Origin of the sequence: Psychrobacter sp. AOP3-A1-26 (genome assembly GCF_052378235.1) — a bacterium.
In the GTDB taxonomy this organism is placed as follows: Bacteria; Pseudomonadota; Gammaproteobacteria; order Pseudomonadales; family Moraxellaceae; genus Psychrobacter.
The window spans coordinates 55047-72900 of the sequence record NZ_JBQSXN010000004.1; the positions used below are offsets into that span (position 1 = coordinate 55047).

The following is a 17854-nucleotide window of genomic DNA, read 5'->3' on the forward strand; positions in this document are numbered from 1 at the left end:
GTTTTAACATAATTTTAGTTTTTAAACCGTTATTGCACACACCTCAATAGACAAAGGTAAGGATTGATCATGGGTAAGAATGTCGTAGTTTTGGGTAGCCAATGGGGCGATGAAGGTAAGGGTAAAATCGTCGATTTACTGACCGAAAAAGCCTCAGCAGTCGCTCGCTTTCAAGGCGGACATAATGCTGGTCACACGTTAGTTGTCGATGGCAAAACCACCGTCCTACATTTAATCCCATCAGGTATTTTACGTGAAGGCGTCACCTGCTTCATCGGTAACGGTGTGGTGTTAGCACCTGATGCCTTGCTAAAAGAGATGAAAGAATTAGAAGCCAATAACGTCCCAGTACGTGAGCGTCTACGCATTTCACCGAACTGCCCACTTATCATGCCATACCACGTCGCATTAGACCAAGCGCGCGAAGCCAAACGTGGCAGTGGCAAAATCGGTACGACGGGTCGCGGCATCGGTCCTGCTTATGAAGACAAAGTAGCGCGCCGTGCAATCAAGCTTGCTGATTTATTCCGTGATGACTTAGAAGAGAAGCTACGCAACTTAATCGAATACCATAACTTCCAGTTAACTCAGTATTATAAAGTTGACGCGATTGATTTTGATGAGACATTTAAGCTTTGCCAAGAATGGAAAGAAGAAATCAGAGGCATGGTTACTGATGTCACTGAAGATTTGAACCAATTTCGCCTTGCTGGCAAAAACCTGATGTTTGAAGGTGCGCAAGGGACATTACTCGATATCGACCACGGTACTTATCCGTTTGTGACCAGCTCAAGCGTCACAGCGGGCGGCGTATCGACGGGTACAGGTATCGGCCCATTGTACTTAGATTATGTCCTTGGTATCACCAAAGCTTACACCACGCGTGTCGGTAGTGGTCCGTTCCCAACTGAATTATTTGATGATGTTGGCGCGCATTTGGCCAAAGTCGGTCACGAGTTCGGTGCAACGACAGGCCGCGCACGTCGTTGTGGTTGGTTCGACGCTGAAGCTCTACGCCGTGCTGTGGTATTGAACTCTATGTCAGGTATCTGCTTGACCAAACTTGACGTATTAGATGGTTTGGAAGAGCTGTTAATCGGCGTAGGTTATAACCTACCTGAAACTGAGTGTGCCGGCGCGCATGATGCTGAGTTCTATGAAGCGGTAACGCCTAAGTACGAAACGCTAGAAGGCTGGAGCGAGTCAACGGTTGGTATCACCAATTATGACGATCTACCAGAAAATGCCAAAAAATATATCAAACGTATCGAAGCGTTGATTGGTTGCCCTGTTGATATCATCTCAACTGGCCCTGACCGCGAAGAAACAATCGTTCTACGTGACCCGTATGATGTGTAAATAAGTTTTTTAGCTAAACACTAAAACCCCTTTGCTAAGCATTGGGGTTTTTTTGTGCGTCATTTTTCTAAATATAGTCATTTTTATAACCATTTTTAAAATAAGGACATGCCCTAGGACAGCTGTATTAGTGCGTTATTGGAATAAATTTTTCTGGCGTGCTGCATACGCAGAGGCTGCGCAAAATTCATTCCAATAGCACTGTCGCATTTTTAAGTTTTTTGCCTATACAGTCAGTGAGAAGTAATATTGCTACCAGTAGTACTGTGGCATTTTTAAGATGTTTTGATTTTTCTATAAAGTGGGTTTTATTAACATTATTCGGGTTTAATTGAGTATAATGTGTTAGAAGATGCTTTAACTATTTTAATACATAAAAAGGAAAATGTAATGATAACAACTACTGTCAAGCGCTCTATTCGCAGTACTTCTCTAGCGATAGTAACGTCCGCTACTTTTATGCTGCCTATGCTTTCTTGGGGTGCTGAAAATTGCGATAACCCCAACAACGATTTTGATAGCCTATATTGCTTGACAAAAGTATATTTGCAAGCAGATAAAGAGCTCAATACTTCTTATAACAAATTAAGCAAACAGTTGAATAAAAAACAAAAATCCACGCTAAAACGTGGTCAGCTGGCTTGGCTGCGTGAGCGTGATGATCGATGTAGTTATAATGATGATGAAAATGGCTTTTTTGTTAATATGGGCTGTGCTACTCGCACGACGACCAGTCGCGTTAACTTTTTAAACGAGCGGGTGCGTGAATGTAACGCGGGCAGCTGCCGAGACAGTCGCTTAGGTGAGTAGCAATATCAACTTGTAGGATTTACTTTTATGCAAGCTATGGTCATAAATTAACCCTATCATTTATAGCGTCAATCATTATAATAGGCAGCAATCCTGTGTTGGCGCTCAGGTTGCCGTATTGGTAGACCATGAGTCACTTGGTTACATTTCAGCCAACATTGTGACCAAAGATAAAACCAAGTATTTACTATTTTATTTCTTATCAAATTTATCATTTATTAGGAGCTTTTCATGGCTAACGAACGTACTTTGTCTATCATCAAACCTGACGCTGTTGCTGGCAACCACATCGGTGCTATCTATGACCGTTTTGAACAAGCGGGTCTAAAAATTGTTGCGGCTAAAATGCTACAACTTGATGACGAAAAAGCGGGTGGTTTTTACGCTGAGCATGCTGAGCGTCCATTTTATAATGACCTAAAATCTTTCATGATGTCAGGCCCAGTATTGGTATCTGTGTTAGAAGGCGAAAACGCTATCGCTAAGCATCGTGAAATCATGGGCGCTACTAACCCAAAAGATGCAGACAAAGGCACTATCCGTGCTGATTTTGCTAGCAGCATCGACGAAAACGCGGTTCATGGTTCAGATTCAGCAGAATCAGCAGCGCGTGAAATTAGCTACTTCTTCAATGATGATGAAGTTTGTGCACGTACGCGCTAATAGTAGTTTTTATTAATAACAGCTAGTATGAATAGCCGTGCTTATTAGTAATTAGTGTGGCGAGACGGCTTATATCTTATGGTATAAGCCGTTTTAGCTCTTATAATAGATTTATTTATGATTGAAATTTTCGACAGCTTGCCTCATTATTAGTTTTACATTGCGTTATCAATCCTTTATCAGCATGATTTTATCAAATGCTCAGTATTCACAAGTGCCTGATAAAATGCGTTCATAACGGATTGCTCATGCACTCATGCATTATGAATGCATCGCAACGCCCATATCAATAATTGTATCGCTCATATCAGAAGATACAAAAAGGTTATCTATTATGTCCACTGTTCAAACCCCAACCCAGCACATACCTGCAAAGGCTACTAATGGCATCAAGCTAGTAGACGAGGCGCAGGCCAAAACCAACTTATTGGGCATGCCGCAAGCGCAACTGTCTGATTACTTTAAAAGTATCGGCGAAAAGCCGTTTCGTGCGACACAGGTGATTAAGTGGATTTATCAGCATGGGGTGACGGATTTTGAGCAAATGACCAATCTCAGCAAATCATTGCGTGATAAATTATCGCTCAATGCTTGTGTCACGCCACCAAAAGTGATTCATCGCCAATATAGCGATGATGGCACCCGTAAATGGGTGTTTGAAGTTACTGGCGGCTCATTGGTTGAGACGGTATTAATTCCTGCAGATGATAGTAAATTAAACGGTCGTAAAACTTTATGTATTTCCTCACAAGTGGGTTGTGCGCTGGATTGTAGCTTTTGTAGTACGGGTAAACAGGGCTTTGAGCGCGATTTAAGTGCGGCTGAGATTATCGGGCAGCTATGGGTGGCTAACGCTTCTTATATGAGCGATGAAAATGACAGTTTAGACAACGTTGACCATAGCCTATGGGAAAATAACGTCACTAATGTAGTGATGATGGGTATGGGCGAGCCATTGCTAAACTACAAACCCGTGGTGGGCTCGATGGAGCTGATGTTAAGCGATCATGGCTATGGACTGTCCAAGCGCCGCGTGACCTTATCCACCTCGGGCGTGGTGCCAAAAATGTATCAGTTGGCGCAAGATATCGATGTGGCCTTGGCCATCTCGCTACATGCGCCCAATGACGAGCTACGTAATGAGCTAGTGCCAATAAATAAAAAATACCCGTTAAACGAGCTGATTGCTGCTGCAAAGAACTACGTTCATGATGTCAATCCACGCCATAAAAAGCACGTGACCATCGAATACGTAATGCTAGATGGTGTCAATGATAGCAATGAGAATGCTCATCAGTTGGTCGCGTTATTAGACGGTCTACCAAGTAAGATTAACCTCATCCCGTTTAATCCGTTCCCGCATTCGGGATATGATAAATCAAGCAATAACCGTATTCATGCTTTTAGCAATATATTAAGTGAGGCGGGGTTTGTCTGTACCATTCGTCAAACGCGTGGGGACGATATTGATGCCGCCTGTGGTCAGTTGGTGGGGCAAGTCGCTGATAGAACTCGTCGTTCCGCCGCTTGGCAGCAAAGTATCAAAGACCGTGAAAGCGTTTAGGGTGATGGTTGCCTGAGTGATTAATAAGTTACATGAATGGCTATCATCAGTTCTAAATAAAACATAGTAGTCTGCTGAGCGTTAGCTGTCTTTTTTGCATCACAACGGTAATAAAATGTAGTCGTCGCTGTCAACAGCCTAGCGCCGTGCAATTAATAAAAACTAAATTGTACTTATGGGGGTTAAATCTATTAAACTGATGCCTCGAGGATCGAACGCATTGACTCACAGTTTTATGATGGTAGCCACGATGACTTCTAAAAATTCTTGTCAGTTCAAATATCAAACATTTTTTTCTCATACGATGAAGCGGTTGGGTAATAAAGTTTTTCAAAAAAACAGCGCTCGGTGTCTTTTGCTTGCAGGGTCGTTAAGCGCGCTGATGTTAAGTGGTTGCCAAAGCACACCAAACAACGACTTGCTGAATGGTACCCCTTATCAAACGTCGACGCGACCTAATGACAATCGTAACTTAGACCAACAGGAAATTGCTCGCGTGCGCACTTCACTGGCGGCGCAATATATCCGAAAAAAAGAGCTTGATACTGCACAGCGTCAGCTCGAAAAAGCCCTTGCTGCTGATAGCCGTTACGCGCCAGCCTATGATATGATGGGCGTTTTGCTGCAGCAAGAGGGTAGCCGCATCAATCTTGAAAAAGCCGATCAGTATTTTAAAAAGGCAATCACCCTTGATAAAAATTTTGAACAAGCAAACAATAACTATGGCGTTTATTTATCACAGATGAAGCGCTATCGTGAGGCGGCAGAGCAGTTTGGTATTGCAGGTGCAGCATTGGGTTACGAAGGTCGTATTGGTGCGTTGGAGAATCTAGGGCGTACTTATCTTAAACTTAATGATCACCCTGCGGCGGCCAAAGCATTTTTACGTGCGCTCGATGGCAATCGTAATAGTGTGATTGCGCATATTGAATTGGTAGATTTATTGCTTGAACAGCAGCGTGTGCAGCAGGCGCAACGGCTTTATGATGAGACACTGGTATTAGTGAAAGGACAGGGTATTAGCCCGCGTTTACTATTACAAGGTATTAAACTTGCCGCTGCGCAAAACAATATAAAAACGCGCCAGCAATTGGCACAGCAGCTTTTATCTGCTTATCCGCTAAGCGATGAAGCAAAACAACTTAAGACTTGGCTTAATAATCCAGAGGCACCATGGAAATGACCACCCCATCATCAAACACTCAATCTAATGCTCAGGGATCATTTGGTGCCATGTTGCAGCAAGCCCGCAAACATAAGCAAGTAAGCTTAGAAGAGGCGGCCGCCGAGTTATTTATTTTAAAGCGTCATTTGCAAGCGCTAGAGGATGAGAACTTTGCGCAGATGCCGCAAGCGGCTTTTGCTCGTGGGTTTGCGATTAATTACGCTAAGTTTTTGGGTTTAGATCCTGTCAAGATAGCGAGTAGTTTTGACGCCGCGTATCCCAACGAACTCAAATCAGATTCGATGAGAAACGTCGAGTCACCACTGCGCCCCATGGGCACATTGCAGCGTGATACCCACAACCGCATTCGTTTTAATCCATTGCTTATCATAGCGGTTATTGGTGTCATCATCTTAGCGATTTTCTTGTTCCGTATGGTTAGCAACGCCAGTAAAGAAAACAGCGACCAACCGATATCAACCACGGAAGACCTCTCAGAGATAGAGCAGGCGCAAGGCGCTGCGATTAATGACGCTACTGGCGTCGGCGCTTCTGGCTCTGCTTTAAATACAGGCGACGCTAATGCGAGCATGGCCTCTCTAGAGGTAAAACTGACCAATACCGCCGCTGTTAGTATCAGTGATGCCTCTGGTAGCAGCCTGATGAATGGCGCTCAGACGTCTGGTGATTATAAGCTATTAGGTACGCCACCATTTAATGTGCAAATTGATAATATCGATAACGTCAGCTTAATGCTCAACCAAGAAGCGGTGGCTTTAGACAGCTATGCAACTGATAAGCAGGCTAGCTTTGAGTTAGCGCCTTAACTTTTTACGCTACTTTTGAGTGCTGCTGAGTGTTTAGCGCTATTATAAGTGTGTTTTTCTTCGTTTTTCTCGCTCCAATGAAAGGGTTTGTCTATGTCAACGTCAGCGCCTATTAACCGTCGTCCTACCAAAAAAATACATGTCGGTGATGTCGCGATTGGTGGCGATGCGCCGATTAGTGTCCAAAGTATGACCAATACAGATACCTGTGATGTGGCAGCGACTGTCGCCCAAATCGAGCGCTGCGTTGAGGCAGGTGCTGATCTAATGCGGGTATCGACGCCGACGATGGATACGGTCAAAGCCTTTGCAGAAATTCGGAAGCGGGTCAGTGTTCCTTTAATCGCCGATGTGCATTTTGACCATAAAATTGCCTTGGCCGTTGCCGAAGCAGGTGCTGATTGCCTGCGTATCAACCCTGGTAACATTGGCAGCGATGCCAAAGTACGCGAAGTGGTCGCTTGTGCCAAGGATTACAATATTCCGATTCGTATTGGCGTTAACGCAGGTTCGTTAGAAAAAGACATTCAACGCAAATATACTGAGCCAACAGGCGAGGCGATGCTCGAATCAGCGATGCGTCATATCGATATATTAGAGCGTCTCAATTTTGACCAATATAAAGTATCGGTCAAAGCCAGTAACGTGTTTTTAACCTTGGATGCTTATCGCCTGATATCTGCTCAAATTGATAATCCGCTACATTTGGGTGTCACTGAAGCGGGTGTCTATCGTACAGGGGCGGTGAAATCTGCCATTGCCCTCGGTGGTTTACTGTTAGATGGTATTGGCGATACCATTCGTATCTCCTTAGCCGCCGAGCCTGAAGAAGAAATAAAAATTGGTTTCGATATTTTAAAATCATTGAATATTCGCTCTAATGGCGTTAACTTTATCGCTTGCCCAAGCTGCTCGCGTCAAGAGTTTGATGTCATCAAGGTAATGACCGCGTTAGAGTCGCGTTTAGAAGACATTCGTGAACCGATGGATCTGTCGGTGATTGGCTGTAAAGTAAATGGTCCGGGTGAGGCAAAAGAAGCCGATATTGGTATCGTTGGCGCTGCACCAAAATCATTGGTGTATCGTATGGGTGAAAAGAGCCATTTGATTCATACGGATAATCTGGTCGATGAAATCGAAGGCATGGTACGTGCTCATGCAGAAGATTTAGCAAAAAAACGCGAGAATGAGATTATTCGCGTAAAATAATGCTTACTTATAAGCAAAAACAACAATGATAGAACGACCTGTTAAAAATTTTAAGGATACGACCGTACCATGATTAAAGCGATCAAAGGGTTTAATGATATTTTGCCTGAGCAATCTGCAAAGTGGCTGCACTTAGAGGCGATATTGGCTGATGTATTGGGTAGATACGGCTATGAGCATATTCGTCTACCAATCGTTGAGCAAACCGATTTGTTTGCGCGTGCTATCGGCGGCGCAACGGATATCGTTGAAAAAGAAATGTATAGCTTTACGGATAAATCTGAGCCACCAACGCCATTGGCACTGCGTCCTGAAGGTACAGCAGGCGCAGTACGTGCGGTGATTGAGCATAATTTACTGCGCGGTGATACGCCAAAATTATGGTATATCGGTCCGATGTTTCGCTATGAGCGTCCGCAAAAAGGCCGTTATCGTCAGTTCCATCAATTGGGTGTCGAAAGCTTCGGTAGTCCGCTTCCAGATGCTGACGCTGAATTGATTGCCATGACCCATCTCATGTGGCAAGAATTGGGTTTAAAAGATGAGATGCATTTACAACTAAATAGCTTAGGTGAGCTGGATGAGCGTCATGCTTATCGTCAAGCGTTGGTGACGTATCTAACCGATAAACAAGACCAGCTTGACGACGACAGTAAGCGCCGCTTAACCACCAATCCATTACGTATCTTAGACAGTAAAGAAGCCAGTACTCAAGCCATATTAGCCGGTGCACCAAAGCTTGCTGAATTTTTGGGTGCAGACAGTGTGGCGCATTTTGAGCAGGTTCAAAAGTATTTAACCGAACTAGGTATTGATTTTGAGATAAATCCGCACCTCGTCCGTGGTCTTGATTATTATAATAAGACCGTCTTTGAATGGGTAACGGATAAGCTTGGCAGCCAAGCCACCGTCTGTGCGGGCGGTCGTTATGATGGCTTAGTCGGACAACTAAAGTCTATCGGTACAGACGGCAGTAAGCCGGTAAAATCTGAGCCTGCCGTTGGTTTTGCCATGGGGCTTGAGCGTTTATTATTATTGATGGAAGCGGTTGCGCCGATTGCAGCGCTTCCTGCTTGTGATGTCTTTGTGGTTGCCCATCCAGAGGTCTATAGTGCTGGTATTGGTTATGCGCAACGCTTGCGTTATAGTCGCCCAGACCTTCGAGTGAAAATGGCCAGTGCGACGAGCCTAAAAGCGCAAATGAAAAAAGCAGACAAGTCAGGTGCAGCAATGACCGTCATTATCGCTCAGCAAGAGCTGGAAGATAACACCATTAGCATCAAAGATATGCAAACAGGTGAACAACAAACGGTCGCTACAGATTGGCTGGCAAATAAAGACAATATTTCGCGTCAGTAATCGATTTTGGCATTAGTAAATTAATATAAATCTTATCAGGTAAACATATATGGCTCTGACACCTAATTCGCCGAATGCAGACAGTTCAATGCAAGCGTTAAAGCAATATGGCAGTTATATTGTCACTGTGATTTTGTTGGCACTGGCTGCTTATTTCGGTTGGACTTATTGGCAAGACAACCATGCGCGGGTTGATACTGTCGCCGCAGATTATTATGCAGACATTCAGCGTTTAAATGAAGAAGTGAGTTTGGCCTCGCAAAACCCAGATTTAGAGGCAGAAGCTCAAGCATCACTCGAGCAGAGCCGTACACAGTTGAATAAAGATATTGATGCATTGGTGAGCACACATGGCGAGTCAGTCTACGCTTGGCAAGCATTGATGATTAAAGCGCGTCAGCAAATTGATAACGATGATTTTGCGGCGGCAAGTGATACCCTCAAAAAAGCGTTGACCATTGATTTGGGTGATGCAGGATTAAAAGCGATCACTCGCTTACGCTATGCAACAACGCTATTGGCGGCAGGCGATGCAGATGCGGCGTTGACACAAGCGAACAATGACATGCCAGGCTCGTTTGAAGCCAGCCAACAAGAATTGCTCGGTGATATTTACTTGGCGCAAGACAATAAAGAATCAGCGATTAAGTCGTACAATAATGCTTGGGAGCTGTTACGTGGCCGTCAAGAAACACGTGCAGTATTGGCGTTAAAAATGGAGAGTCTAGGAATCGTGCCTGAGCCTATCGCTGATCAAGCGCGCCTAGTTCAAGAGTCAACTGCTCCTGAACAGCCATTAATAGTAGAAAACCCAGCAGAAAATACAACCGTTGATGTGACGCAGTAATTGCTAATTAATAATCATTTATTTGTAGTGAGAACCTATAATGACTCAATCTATTCGCTCTAGCAAAATTTTAACCGCTAACACCGTCAAAAAGACAGTGATGCATGTGGCAGTATTGGCAGTAATGAGCACTGCAGTGATTGGGTGTAATCGCGGTATCAAACCCGTCGTCAACGATCCCGTAAAACTGGTACAGATTGCTGAGCCTATTAGCGTACTACAGCCTGTTTTTAGTACGGATGTCGGTAGTAAAAAAGCCAGTAAAAAGGACCCACTGAATCTGCAGGTCGGTTATGCCGATGGACAAATTGTTACTGCATCGCGCGGTGGTGATTTGGCGGGTTTTAATAATGCAGGCGAGCGTTTATGGTCGGTCAATGTCGATGATCAAATCACAGGCGGTGTTGCGTTAGATGCTTTAAGCCAAACAGCGATTGTTAGTACTCGCGGTGGTCAAATCATGGCCTTTGATAGTGCTACTGGTGCCAAACGCTGGCAGCAGCAGTTATCAGGGTCGGTGTTGACCCCAGCGCTTATTACTAATAACCGCGTGATTCTATCAGCGAACGATGGATTTTTGCATGGTCTGTCACTACAAACCGGTCAGTCTGTCTGGCAGTTTGCGACCCAAGTACCAGCCATCAGCGTACGTGGTAGTGCTGCACCAACCTTGTTAGACAGTAAAACCGCGTTATTAGCGACTGCTGATGGGCGTTTGCACGCGGTGACGACCGATAGCGGTCTGCCGCAGTGGTCAAGACGTGTTGGCGTTGGCGCTGGTAGTAGTGAGGTTGAGCGCATGAGCGACGTTGATGGCATGCCTGTCATCGATAAAAACCAACTTTTCGCCATCAGTTATAGTGGCCAATTACTGGGTATCGATTTGGCGTCACGTCAAGTGATGTTCGTTAAAGAGCTTGCTAGCTTAAAATCACTTGCCGTAAATAACCAACAAGTTATTGGCACCAGTCTAGACGGTAAAGTCGCCGCTTATGATCGCACCAGTGGTGAGCTGCTGTGGGAAAGCGAAGAGTTGGCTTATCGTCACTTAACCAACCCTGTGATGATTGGCAATTACATTGCCGTTGGTGATTTCGATGGTGTGGTGCATTTATTTAACCCTGCTAGCGGTAAAATCGTCAGCCGTGTACAAACCAAAGGCGCGTTGAGTAATTTACAAGTACAAGGCAGCCGTTTAATGACCCAAAGTACCTCAGGGCAAGTTGCTATTTGGCAGCTGGCACGTTAAATCTTTATTAGTAGCAGCTATTTAATAGAGTAGGTTTTAATATTGTTTATTAATTATTATTGTTTATTAACTAGCATTGTTTATTAAATAGTCCCACTGATAATATAATTAATAAAAAACGCTGCTTAGTCAGCGTTTAGTGCCTGGTGTAAATTGCTTGTTTAAATATAAGCTTTCGCGTATTCTATGCGACCGATGCGCTTTCAGCATCATTCCTATGTGCTTTTTTACGATCATGTTTATATGAAATTTAGTCAGCTTATATCGTGTTTTTAAATGCAAAATAGCTGATTATTTCTATTAAAGTTTTATCCTTTATTTTAATTTTCGGTCAAGTACAGAATATTCGCTATTGTTGTTTTAATACCATTCACAAAAGTTAGAGTAGCAAGGAAAACGAGTGCAAGTACTACGTATTGTAGACTAAACGAGTTTGTCACAGCTAATCGTAATTTTGGGGTTTGGTCTAAGAGTATTCGTACGGTCCGTCATTTTGCCCTTCACTGAGAGTAACCCATGAGTATCAAGCCTGTGGTCGCCTTAATTGGTCGTCCAAACGTCGGTAAATCTACCTTATTTAATCAATTTACAAAAAGTCGGCAGGCGCTGGTTGCTGACTTATCAGGACTGACTCGTGACCGTCAATATGGCGATGCGACCTACGAAGACAAATCTTTTATCGTCGTAGACACGGGCGGTATTGGTGAAGCGGATGACGGTAGTGGCAATATCGACGACTATATGTCTGAGCAATCGCATACCGCTATCCACGAAGCCGATATCATTGTGTTTGTCGTCGATGCCCGTGCAGGTATGATTGGCGCTGATGCCGAAATTGGTAAGTTTTTGCATACCCTAGGTAAGCCCGTATATGTGGTTGCCAATAAAGTCGATGGCGTCCATGATGCGGCACCTGCTGAATTTTATGCGTTAGGATTGGGCGAACCATATCCGATGGCGGCCAGTCATGGTCGCGGTGTTGGTAACCTGCTGGAAGTTTTGACCGCGGATATGCCTGAGCAAGACAATGTAGTCGAGCCAAAAGGTCTAAAGCTTGCCATTATTGGTCGTCCAAACGTTGGTAAATCGACGCTAGTCAATCGATTGTTGGGTGAAGATCGGGTGGTGGTGTTTGATATGCCGGGCACCACTCGCGACAGTATTTATATCCCTTATAAGCGCGATGGCAGAGACTACGTACTCATTGATACAGCGGGTGTGCGTCGCCGCGGTAGAATCGATGAAAAAGTAGAAAAGTTCTCGGTTATCAAAACGCTGCAAGCGATCGAAGACTCTAACGTCACCGTTATTGTTATTGACGCGCATGAAGGCATTGTCGATCAAGATTTGCATATGATTGGCTATGCATTAGATGCGGGCCGTGCCTTGGTAGTGGCGATTAATAAATGGGATGGTCTGACGCCAGAACAAAGAGATTACATTAAGCTCGAGATGGATCGCCGTTTTAGCTTTATTCCCTATGTAAAAGTACATTTGATATCAGCGCTACATGGTACAGGCGTAGGCAATTTATACCCTTCTATCTTGCGTGCTTATAAATCGTCTATGTTTGATGTGTCTACCAATCGCTTGACCCAGATTTTACAAGACGCCGTGACGGCCAATCCGCCACCGACAGTCGCTGGTCGCCGTATTAAACTGCGTTTTGCTCATATCGGTGGTCACAATCCGCCAGTAATCGTCATTCATGGTAATCAAACCAGCTCTCTGCCTAAGAGCTATCAGCGCTATCTTGAAAACCAATTCCGTCAAGTGTTCAAGCTTGAAGGCACACCACTCAATGTGGTACTCAAGCAAAATGACAACCCATACGCCAACAAGAGTGACACGCCCACCAAAGCAAAAGAACAGCAGCTACGTCAGCGCGAGCGCAATCGAGCACAGAAATTCACCACAAAAGAGAAAAAGCCGCGCAAATAGTAGCGCTTGCTGACGATCTGATGGTTATTGACTTTATCGTACTGTGAAGTGCGACAAAGTCAATGTAGTTCGGCTCTGTGGTGATAAGTTTTTTAACCAACCTGAAAAATAATCATTAAATATCTAAATGTTTGACTTATATATCTCCAAAATAGCTGTATAGTCAGTGAAAAGTAAAATCGATACATCACGTACTGCAGGTACCGTTTTTTCTAGCTTGCTGTGCCTACGCAGACAGAGGCTACAAAAAAACTATACCAGCAGTATCGTAGCGTTTTTAAAGTATTTTAACTATAGTATAAATATAAAGTTGTCTTAACTCAGTTGAGTGATATGAACAACCTCCCATCTCAGACCATTTCTACCTTTATCTGGCGCTCTGTCATGCAAGCCATTACTTTGGCTGTGCTGTTGGGCCTTTTATTGTCTTTTGTTTACGGCTTCGTGCGTCATTATCAAGAAAAACATCAACATATTCAGCAGTTGGCTGAGTTATTGACCACCAGCGCTTCGACGGCAGATGGTGCTGACATCGTGGCTGAGCAAGTTGCTTTTCTATTAGATAATGAGCCGAGCATTCAAAGCATTTTATTTTATTCGACCCCTCAGCCCATCGACGATATCAGCCAATCAAGAAAGGACTGGAGAAATGCTTTGTTCGCCCGTACGGTCAGCTTTAATTATCCCGTAGTCAGTAACTATATCAACAACAGCAATATCGCGAAAAATGACTCAAAGGCCATTCAAGGATTAGCGGCTCATAAGTCAATAGATGAGGGTAATGATAATAGCGATCTCGTTGGCTATATTAATATTACGCTAGATGTGAATGAGCTGCGTTTACAGTGGTTGCAAAGCAATTTATTATTATGGTTTATAACGACGATACTAGCGGTTCTTTTGGCGCTGTACATTCTGCGCAAACTCAAATGGCCGATCAAAGATATTGAGGCTTTGGCCGAGGTATGTTACCTCGTTGCAAAAAATAAAGAGCTCGAGCAGTTACCCGTCATTGCACAGCGTTTTGATTTTCAGGAGTTGGTGCAGATTAAACAGACTTTCGCGGCGTTGTTTAATCGCTTACAAGACGCTAGACAGGATTATGAGGCGCTTGCTGTCTTTGAGCAGCAATTACATAACAAAGATGTATCGCTTGATGTACAGCTGCATAACTTTCAAAGTATGATAACGCACGAGCTAAAAACCTCGCTAAATGCCATTGTAGGCGGTTTGCAGCTGTTAGATTACGACACTCTTAATAGAGAACAAAAAGATGCTGTTGAAATCATCAAGGATGGCAGTGACAAACTGGTGTTGTCGCTTGAGCATATTATTCAATTGAACCAAATACAAAAAGGTCAAATTAGTATCAACTGCATGGAGTTCAACCCCTTACAGTTGATTGCGGATCTGTTGGCAGAATTTGAGCCTATTGCGCAACGCAAAGGATTAGAATTAGTCAGTCATATCCATCACATAGACTATACGCTTGCAGGCGATTTGGAAAAAATACAACAGATATTATCGATACTGCTGAGTAACGCTATTAAATTTACCCCAGTGGGAAAGGTGACGCTCACTTCGCAGCTAACCCATTTTGATAAAAGTAATCGCTGGCAAATCATGATAAAAGATACAGGTATTGGTATCGATAGTAATCATATCAGTGACATCTTCAATCCTTTTTTTCAGGTGGACTCATCAAAGACTCGTCAGTATGAAGGTTCAGGTGTTGGTTTACCAGTCGTCAAGCAAATGGCGCAGCTTATGGGTGCTACTATCGAGGTTGATAGTACGCTTGGCACAGGAACACAGTTTACGCTGATTATACCGATGGCCAACCAACAGCAAACGCGCCAACAGAGTCTATTGGCTGGACTGACCGTTATTTATTATTACTATCATGAGGCAGGAACGTTGGCGAATGAGCTAGAGCGGCTAGGAGCGACCGTCATTTACTGTCAGCATGAGCAGCTAGCGATGGACGAGATAAACTCCAAAAAAATCAATATGGTCATGTTTGCAGAAGATGTGTTTCCAAGCAAAGCAGAGTCATTAGCCAAGCGTATTCGTCAGTTAGAAAATGATAACAGCGAGCATCGTGTTTTATTGATATATTGGTACCCACAGCATCAAAGGCAATATGCAGATAGTTTTGAGCATGGCTTAAAATCTGCTGGAGTAGATTACTGTTATAGTGCCACATATAAGGATAAAGCCTTAAGTGACTTGTTAAAGCGCTGGCTAGAGTGGGCATAATATAATTAAAGCATCTATCAGCGTCTACGGCGTTAATCTCGCTTAATGTATGTACGAAAGCTATAGTCAGTGAAAAGTAAAATCGATACATCACGTACTGCAGGTACCGTTTTTTCTAGCTTGCTGTGCCTACGCAGACAGAGGCTACAAAAAAACTATACCAGCAGTATCGTAGCGTTTTTAAAGTATTTTAACTATACTATTTGTACTCGGTTGCCTTATATCCATCCAATAAAAAAGACGCCCAATTTAAGGCGTCTTTTTTTTATTCAGTAAAGACTGTACTTTTAAAACAGGTTTTGTACCCAGCGCATCACACGCTGCCAAGTACGACTCATAAAGCCTGACTGCTCGATATCACTAGTCGCTACGACCGGCACTGACGCTACTGCTTTTCCATCAATCACCGCCATCATTTTGCCAATTTCTTGACCTTTTTTGATGGGCGCTTCCAAGCTTTCAGGAATATCAATCACAGTAGTGATTTTATTCTTTTGCGTTTTGGTCGTTAGAATTTGTAAATTATCGCCAGTCGTCAGCTCTACTTCTTTGGCTTCGCCAAACCAAACAGGTACTTTACTGACGAACTGCCCAGCTGGTGCCTTGGTAACCGTAGTGAAATGACCAAAACCCCAATTCAGTAATTCACGTGATTGATCAGCACGAGCTTGCTGGCTTTTTGTACCCATAATCACAGATATGAGGCGCATATCTTCACGATTGCTCGAAGCGACCAAGCAGTAGCCGGCAGCATTAGTATGGCCAGTTTTTAAACCATCGACAGTGGGGTCGGTAGCGAGTAGGGCATTGCGGTTACCTTGCGTAATACCATTATAGGTAAACTCTTTTTCTGCATAAATGCTGTAGTAGTCGCCGCTATTATTAATAATGGCTCGTGCCAGCTTGGCCATATCTAACGCTGAGGCCTGGTGACCTTCATCAGGCATGCCTGTAGAGTTGACAAAATTGGTGTTTTCCATACCAATTTTTTGCGCCTGCTCGTTCATCAAGATAGCAAATGACGCTTCGCTACCAGCGATGTGCTCAGCCATGGCTTTTGAGGCATCATTACCAGATTGAATGATAATCCCGCGTAGCATATCGATGACACTGGCCGTTTTATTGACGGGCACATACATGCAAGACTGGCTGCTGCTACCACGGCACCAAGCATTTTGACTCATCAATACCTGCTCGTCCTCTTTGAGATCACCCGATGCTAGGCGCTGCTCAATCATGTAACTGGTCATCATTTTTGTGAGAGATGCTGGTGGTAGAGCTTCATTGGCATTTTTTTGTGCCAAGATTTCACCAGTATTGTAATCCATCAATACATAGGCGGTATTGTCCATCTCAGGCGGCTGTATGGCTGCGCTCGCCATCACTGCACTCATAGAGATACTAACACCAACTACCAGCTGTACAAGCTGGTTTTTTACGCGCTTTACTGTCATATATCGTTACACCGCATCATGAAACTAAATGTATCTATCGCTTGTGCCCAGTACCAAACCTCATTCACCGTTTTCAACCACATGTCTTACCTATTAAGTTGAAAAATAGATATAAACGAGCGCAGTAACGACTGAGCGACAGACATAAAATTAACGCCTTATCTTAGCAAAATGCCAGCCGATGGGGAATCAATAAATGCAAAAAATAGGAGGTGATGAAAAGAAAAGTGAATACTTATCAAATGTTTGGGCGTAGTAGGGTTAATAGCCGCGGAACACTACTTTGAACGTAGGTCTTTTAACGTAGATTTTTTATAGTAGACTGACGCTACAATGATTCGATGACACCTAAATGGATTGCCACAAAAAAAGCCTGCTGAATCGCTTATGTGATGTGAAAGCGATTACAGCAAGCTTTTTTATGATATAAGCTTAACGAGTAAGCTTATATCTCCATCTTTAGAGGGCGGTAATTCAGCGTTTTAAAGCAGCCAGTGTTTTAAAGTAGATAGAGCCGTTATTTTATTATTGTTCATTATTACGGGCTTTATCCAACTAGCGTCAACACCGATTCTTACCCATCGTCGACTACAGATCCTACGATTAATACTCAGCATCGGCTAAATCTTGGCAGAGTGCTTTGTTTTCTTGCTTTGAGAATCCCATCGTCCAGCTACGAATACCTTGCAATATTTGACGATAATCTTGCTGGGTAGACAGATATTGAATAGCTGCTTTTGGATCTTCTAACGACGGCATCAGCTCGTGTAGCTGGACATTATACGATTTATAAAAACGCTGTTTTTGATTACCACTAAGCATCGGTGGGCATATCTCCGACAGCACTTGCATCACCGCAATTTCATGCTTAGTAATGTTAACGCCAGATAAATCTAGCGGTATGGTTGTTGCAGGATTACTTTCCGCAAACGATGCTTGAGACAGCATGGCAACAGACGTTATCAGTCCTGCCAGACCAATTTTCGATGCGGTCTTTGCTATCACAGAAGCTATAGATAATATCGATTGATTATTCATTCAGTATTACACTCGCTCATCTTTATTTAATGGTCATATGTTAATGGGTAAAAAAACAAAAGTCACATAAAATATTGGTTTATGTGTAGATATCTTGTGAGCCAACGCTA

The 17854-nt window shown here is 43.6% G+C and carries 14 protein-coding genes; 12 read left to right on the forward strand and 2 right to left on the reverse strand.

The genetic code is table 11. The features are described 5' to 3' along the window. Window positions 1–69 precede the first annotated feature (69 nt). The 12 genes from ACT3TU_RS01705 (at window position 70) to ACT3TU_RS01760 (ending at window position 15252) form a co-directional block, all read left to right on the forward strand. The gene (locus ACT3TU_RS01705) at window positions 70–1359 is read left to right on the forward strand and encodes an adenylosuccinate synthase (RefSeq protein WP_444783981.1); all 1290 of its coding nucleotides are present in this window, start codon (window positions 70–72) and stop codon (window positions 1357–1359) included. 390 nt (window positions 1360–1749) lie between these two features. After that, on the forward strand, window positions 1750–2169 hold the full coding sequence (locus tag ACT3TU_RS01710; protein ID WP_444783982.1) for a lysozyme inhibitor LprI family protein: 420 nt from the start codon (window positions 1750–1752) through the stop codon (window positions 2167–2169). Between the two features lie 231 nt (window positions 2170–2400). Further along, window positions 2401–2832: a nucleoside-diphosphate kinase gene (gene ndk, locus ACT3TU_RS01715; RefSeq protein ID WP_444783983.1), complete on the forward strand. Its 432-nt coding sequence runs from the start codon at window positions 2401–2403 to the stop codon at window positions 2830–2832. Between the two features lie 334 nt (window positions 2833–3166). Then, window positions 3167–4396: a 23S rRNA (adenine(2503)-C(2))-methyltransferase RlmN gene (gene rlmN / locus ACT3TU_RS01720; RefSeq protein WP_444783984.1), complete on the forward strand. Its 1230-nt coding sequence runs from the start codon at window positions 3167–3169 to the stop codon at window positions 4394–4396. Window positions 4397–4646: 250 nt separating this feature from the next. Continuing rightward, a complete protein-coding gene (gene pilW / locus ACT3TU_RS01725; protein WP_225736980.1) occupies window positions 4647–5579 on the forward strand; it encodes a type IV pilus biogenesis/stability protein PilW in 933 nt (310 codons plus the stop codon). After that, a complete protein-coding gene (locus tag ACT3TU_RS01730; protein ID WP_413038391.1) occupies window positions 5570–6388 on the forward strand; it encodes a helix-turn-helix domain-containing protein in 819 nt (272 codons plus the stop codon). Before pilW ends, ACT3TU_RS01730 begins: the two co-directional genes overlap by 10 nt. Before the next feature lie 93 nt (window positions 6389–6481). Beyond that, entirely contained in the window at window positions 6482–7597 is a 1116-nt protein-coding gene (ispG, locus tag ACT3TU_RS01735) for a flavodoxin-dependent (E)-4-hydroxy-3-methylbut-2-enyl-diphosphate synthase (RefSeq protein ID WP_192524509.1), read from the forward strand. Window positions 7598–7666: 69 nt separating this feature from the next. Continuing rightward, window positions 7667–8956 (forward strand): histidine--tRNA ligase, encoded by a 1290-nt coding sequence (gene hisS / locus ACT3TU_RS01740; protein ID WP_192524510.1) that lies wholly within the window; start codon window positions 7667–7669, stop codon window positions 8954–8956. A gap of 49 nt (window positions 8957–9005) precedes the next feature. Then, window positions 9006–9803, forward strand: a complete 798-nt coding sequence (locus ACT3TU_RS01745; protein WP_192524511.1) for a YfgM family protein — start codon at window positions 9006–9008, stop codon at window positions 9801–9803. 40 nt (window positions 9804–9843) lie between these two features. Further along, a complete protein-coding gene (bamB, locus tag ACT3TU_RS01750) occupies window positions 9844–11052 on the forward strand; it encodes an outer membrane protein assembly factor BamB (RefSeq protein ID WP_192524512.1) in 1209 nt (402 codons plus the stop codon). 516 nt (window positions 11053–11568) lie between these two features. Then, window positions 11569–12993, forward strand: coding sequence for a ribosome biogenesis GTPase Der (gene der, locus ACT3TU_RS01755; protein ID WP_192524513.1), 1425 nt, complete (start codon window positions 11569–11571; stop codon window positions 12991–12993). Window positions 12994–13326: 333 nt separating this feature from the next. Further along, a complete protein-coding gene (locus ACT3TU_RS01760; RefSeq protein WP_192524136.1) occupies window positions 13327–15252 on the forward strand; it encodes a sensor histidine kinase in 1926 nt (641 codons plus the stop codon). Window positions 15253–15539: 287 nt separating this feature from the next. Here ACT3TU_RS01760 and ACT3TU_RS01765 read toward each other — a convergent pair whose 3' ends face one another. Beyond that, the gene (locus ACT3TU_RS01765) at window positions 15540–16706 is read right to left on the reverse strand and encodes a D-alanyl-D-alanine carboxypeptidase family protein (RefSeq protein ID WP_192524137.1); all 1167 of its coding nucleotides are present in this window, start codon (window positions 16704–16706) and stop codon (window positions 15540–15542) included. A gap of 603 nt (window positions 16707–17309) precedes the next feature. Further along, the gene (locus ACT3TU_RS01770; RefSeq protein ID WP_192524138.1) at window positions 17310–17744 is read right to left on the reverse strand and encodes an MCR_0457 family protein; all 435 of its coding nucleotides are present in this window, start codon (window positions 17742–17744) and stop codon (window positions 17310–17312) included. Window positions 17745–17854: the final 110 nt, after the last annotated feature.

What these genes read in the sequence shown, in the direction of transcription:
- ACT3TU_RS01705 (WP_444783981.1), top strand. Translation starts at nt 70, where the DNA reads ATGGGTAAGAATGTCGTAGTTTTGGGTAGCCAATGGGGCGATGAAGGT.
- ACT3TU_RS01710 (WP_444783982.1), top strand. Translation starts at nt 1,750, where the DNA reads ATGATAACAACTACTGTCAAGCGCTCTATTCGCAGTACTTCTCTAGCG.
- ndk (WP_444783983.1), top strand. Translation starts at nt 2,401, where the DNA reads ATGGCTAACGAACGTACTTTGTCTATCATCAAACCTGACGCTGTTGCT.
- rlmN (WP_444783984.1), top strand. Translation starts at nt 3,167, where the DNA reads ATGTCCACTGTTCAAACCCCAACCCAGCACATACCTGCAAAGGCTACT.
- pilW (WP_225736980.1), top strand. Translation starts at nt 4,647, where the DNA reads ATGACTTCTAAAAATTCTTGTCAGTTCAAATATCAAACATTTTTTTCT.
- ACT3TU_RS01730 (WP_413038391.1), top strand. Translation starts at nt 5,570, where the DNA reads ATGGAAATGACCACCCCATCATCAAACACTCAATCTAATGCTCAGGGA.
- ispG (WP_192524509.1), top strand. Translation starts at nt 6,482, where the DNA reads ATGTCAACGTCAGCGCCTATTAACCGTCGTCCTACCAAAAAAATACAT.
- hisS (WP_192524510.1), top strand. Translation starts at nt 7,667, where the DNA reads ATGATTAAAGCGATCAAAGGGTTTAATGATATTTTGCCTGAGCAATCT.
- ACT3TU_RS01745 (WP_192524511.1), top strand. Translation starts at nt 9,006, where the DNA reads ATGGCTCTGACACCTAATTCGCCGAATGCAGACAGTTCAATGCAAGCG.
- bamB (WP_192524512.1), top strand. Translation starts at nt 9,844, where the DNA reads ATGACTCAATCTATTCGCTCTAGCAAAATTTTAACCGCTAACACCGTC.
- der (WP_192524513.1), top strand. Translation starts at nt 11,569, where the DNA reads ATGAGTATCAAGCCTGTGGTCGCCTTAATTGGTCGTCCAAACGTCGGT.
- ACT3TU_RS01760 (WP_192524136.1), top strand. Translation starts at nt 13,327, where the DNA reads ATGAACAACCTCCCATCTCAGACCATTTCTACCTTTATCTGGCGCTCT.
- ACT3TU_RS01765 (WP_192524137.1), bottom strand. Translation starts at nt 16,706, where the DNA reads ATGACAGTAAAGCGCGTAAAAAACCAGCTTGTACAGCTGGTAGTTGGT.
- ACT3TU_RS01770 (WP_192524138.1), bottom strand. Translation starts at nt 17,744, where the DNA reads ATGAATAATCAATCGATATTATCTATAGCTTCTGTGATAGCAAAGACC.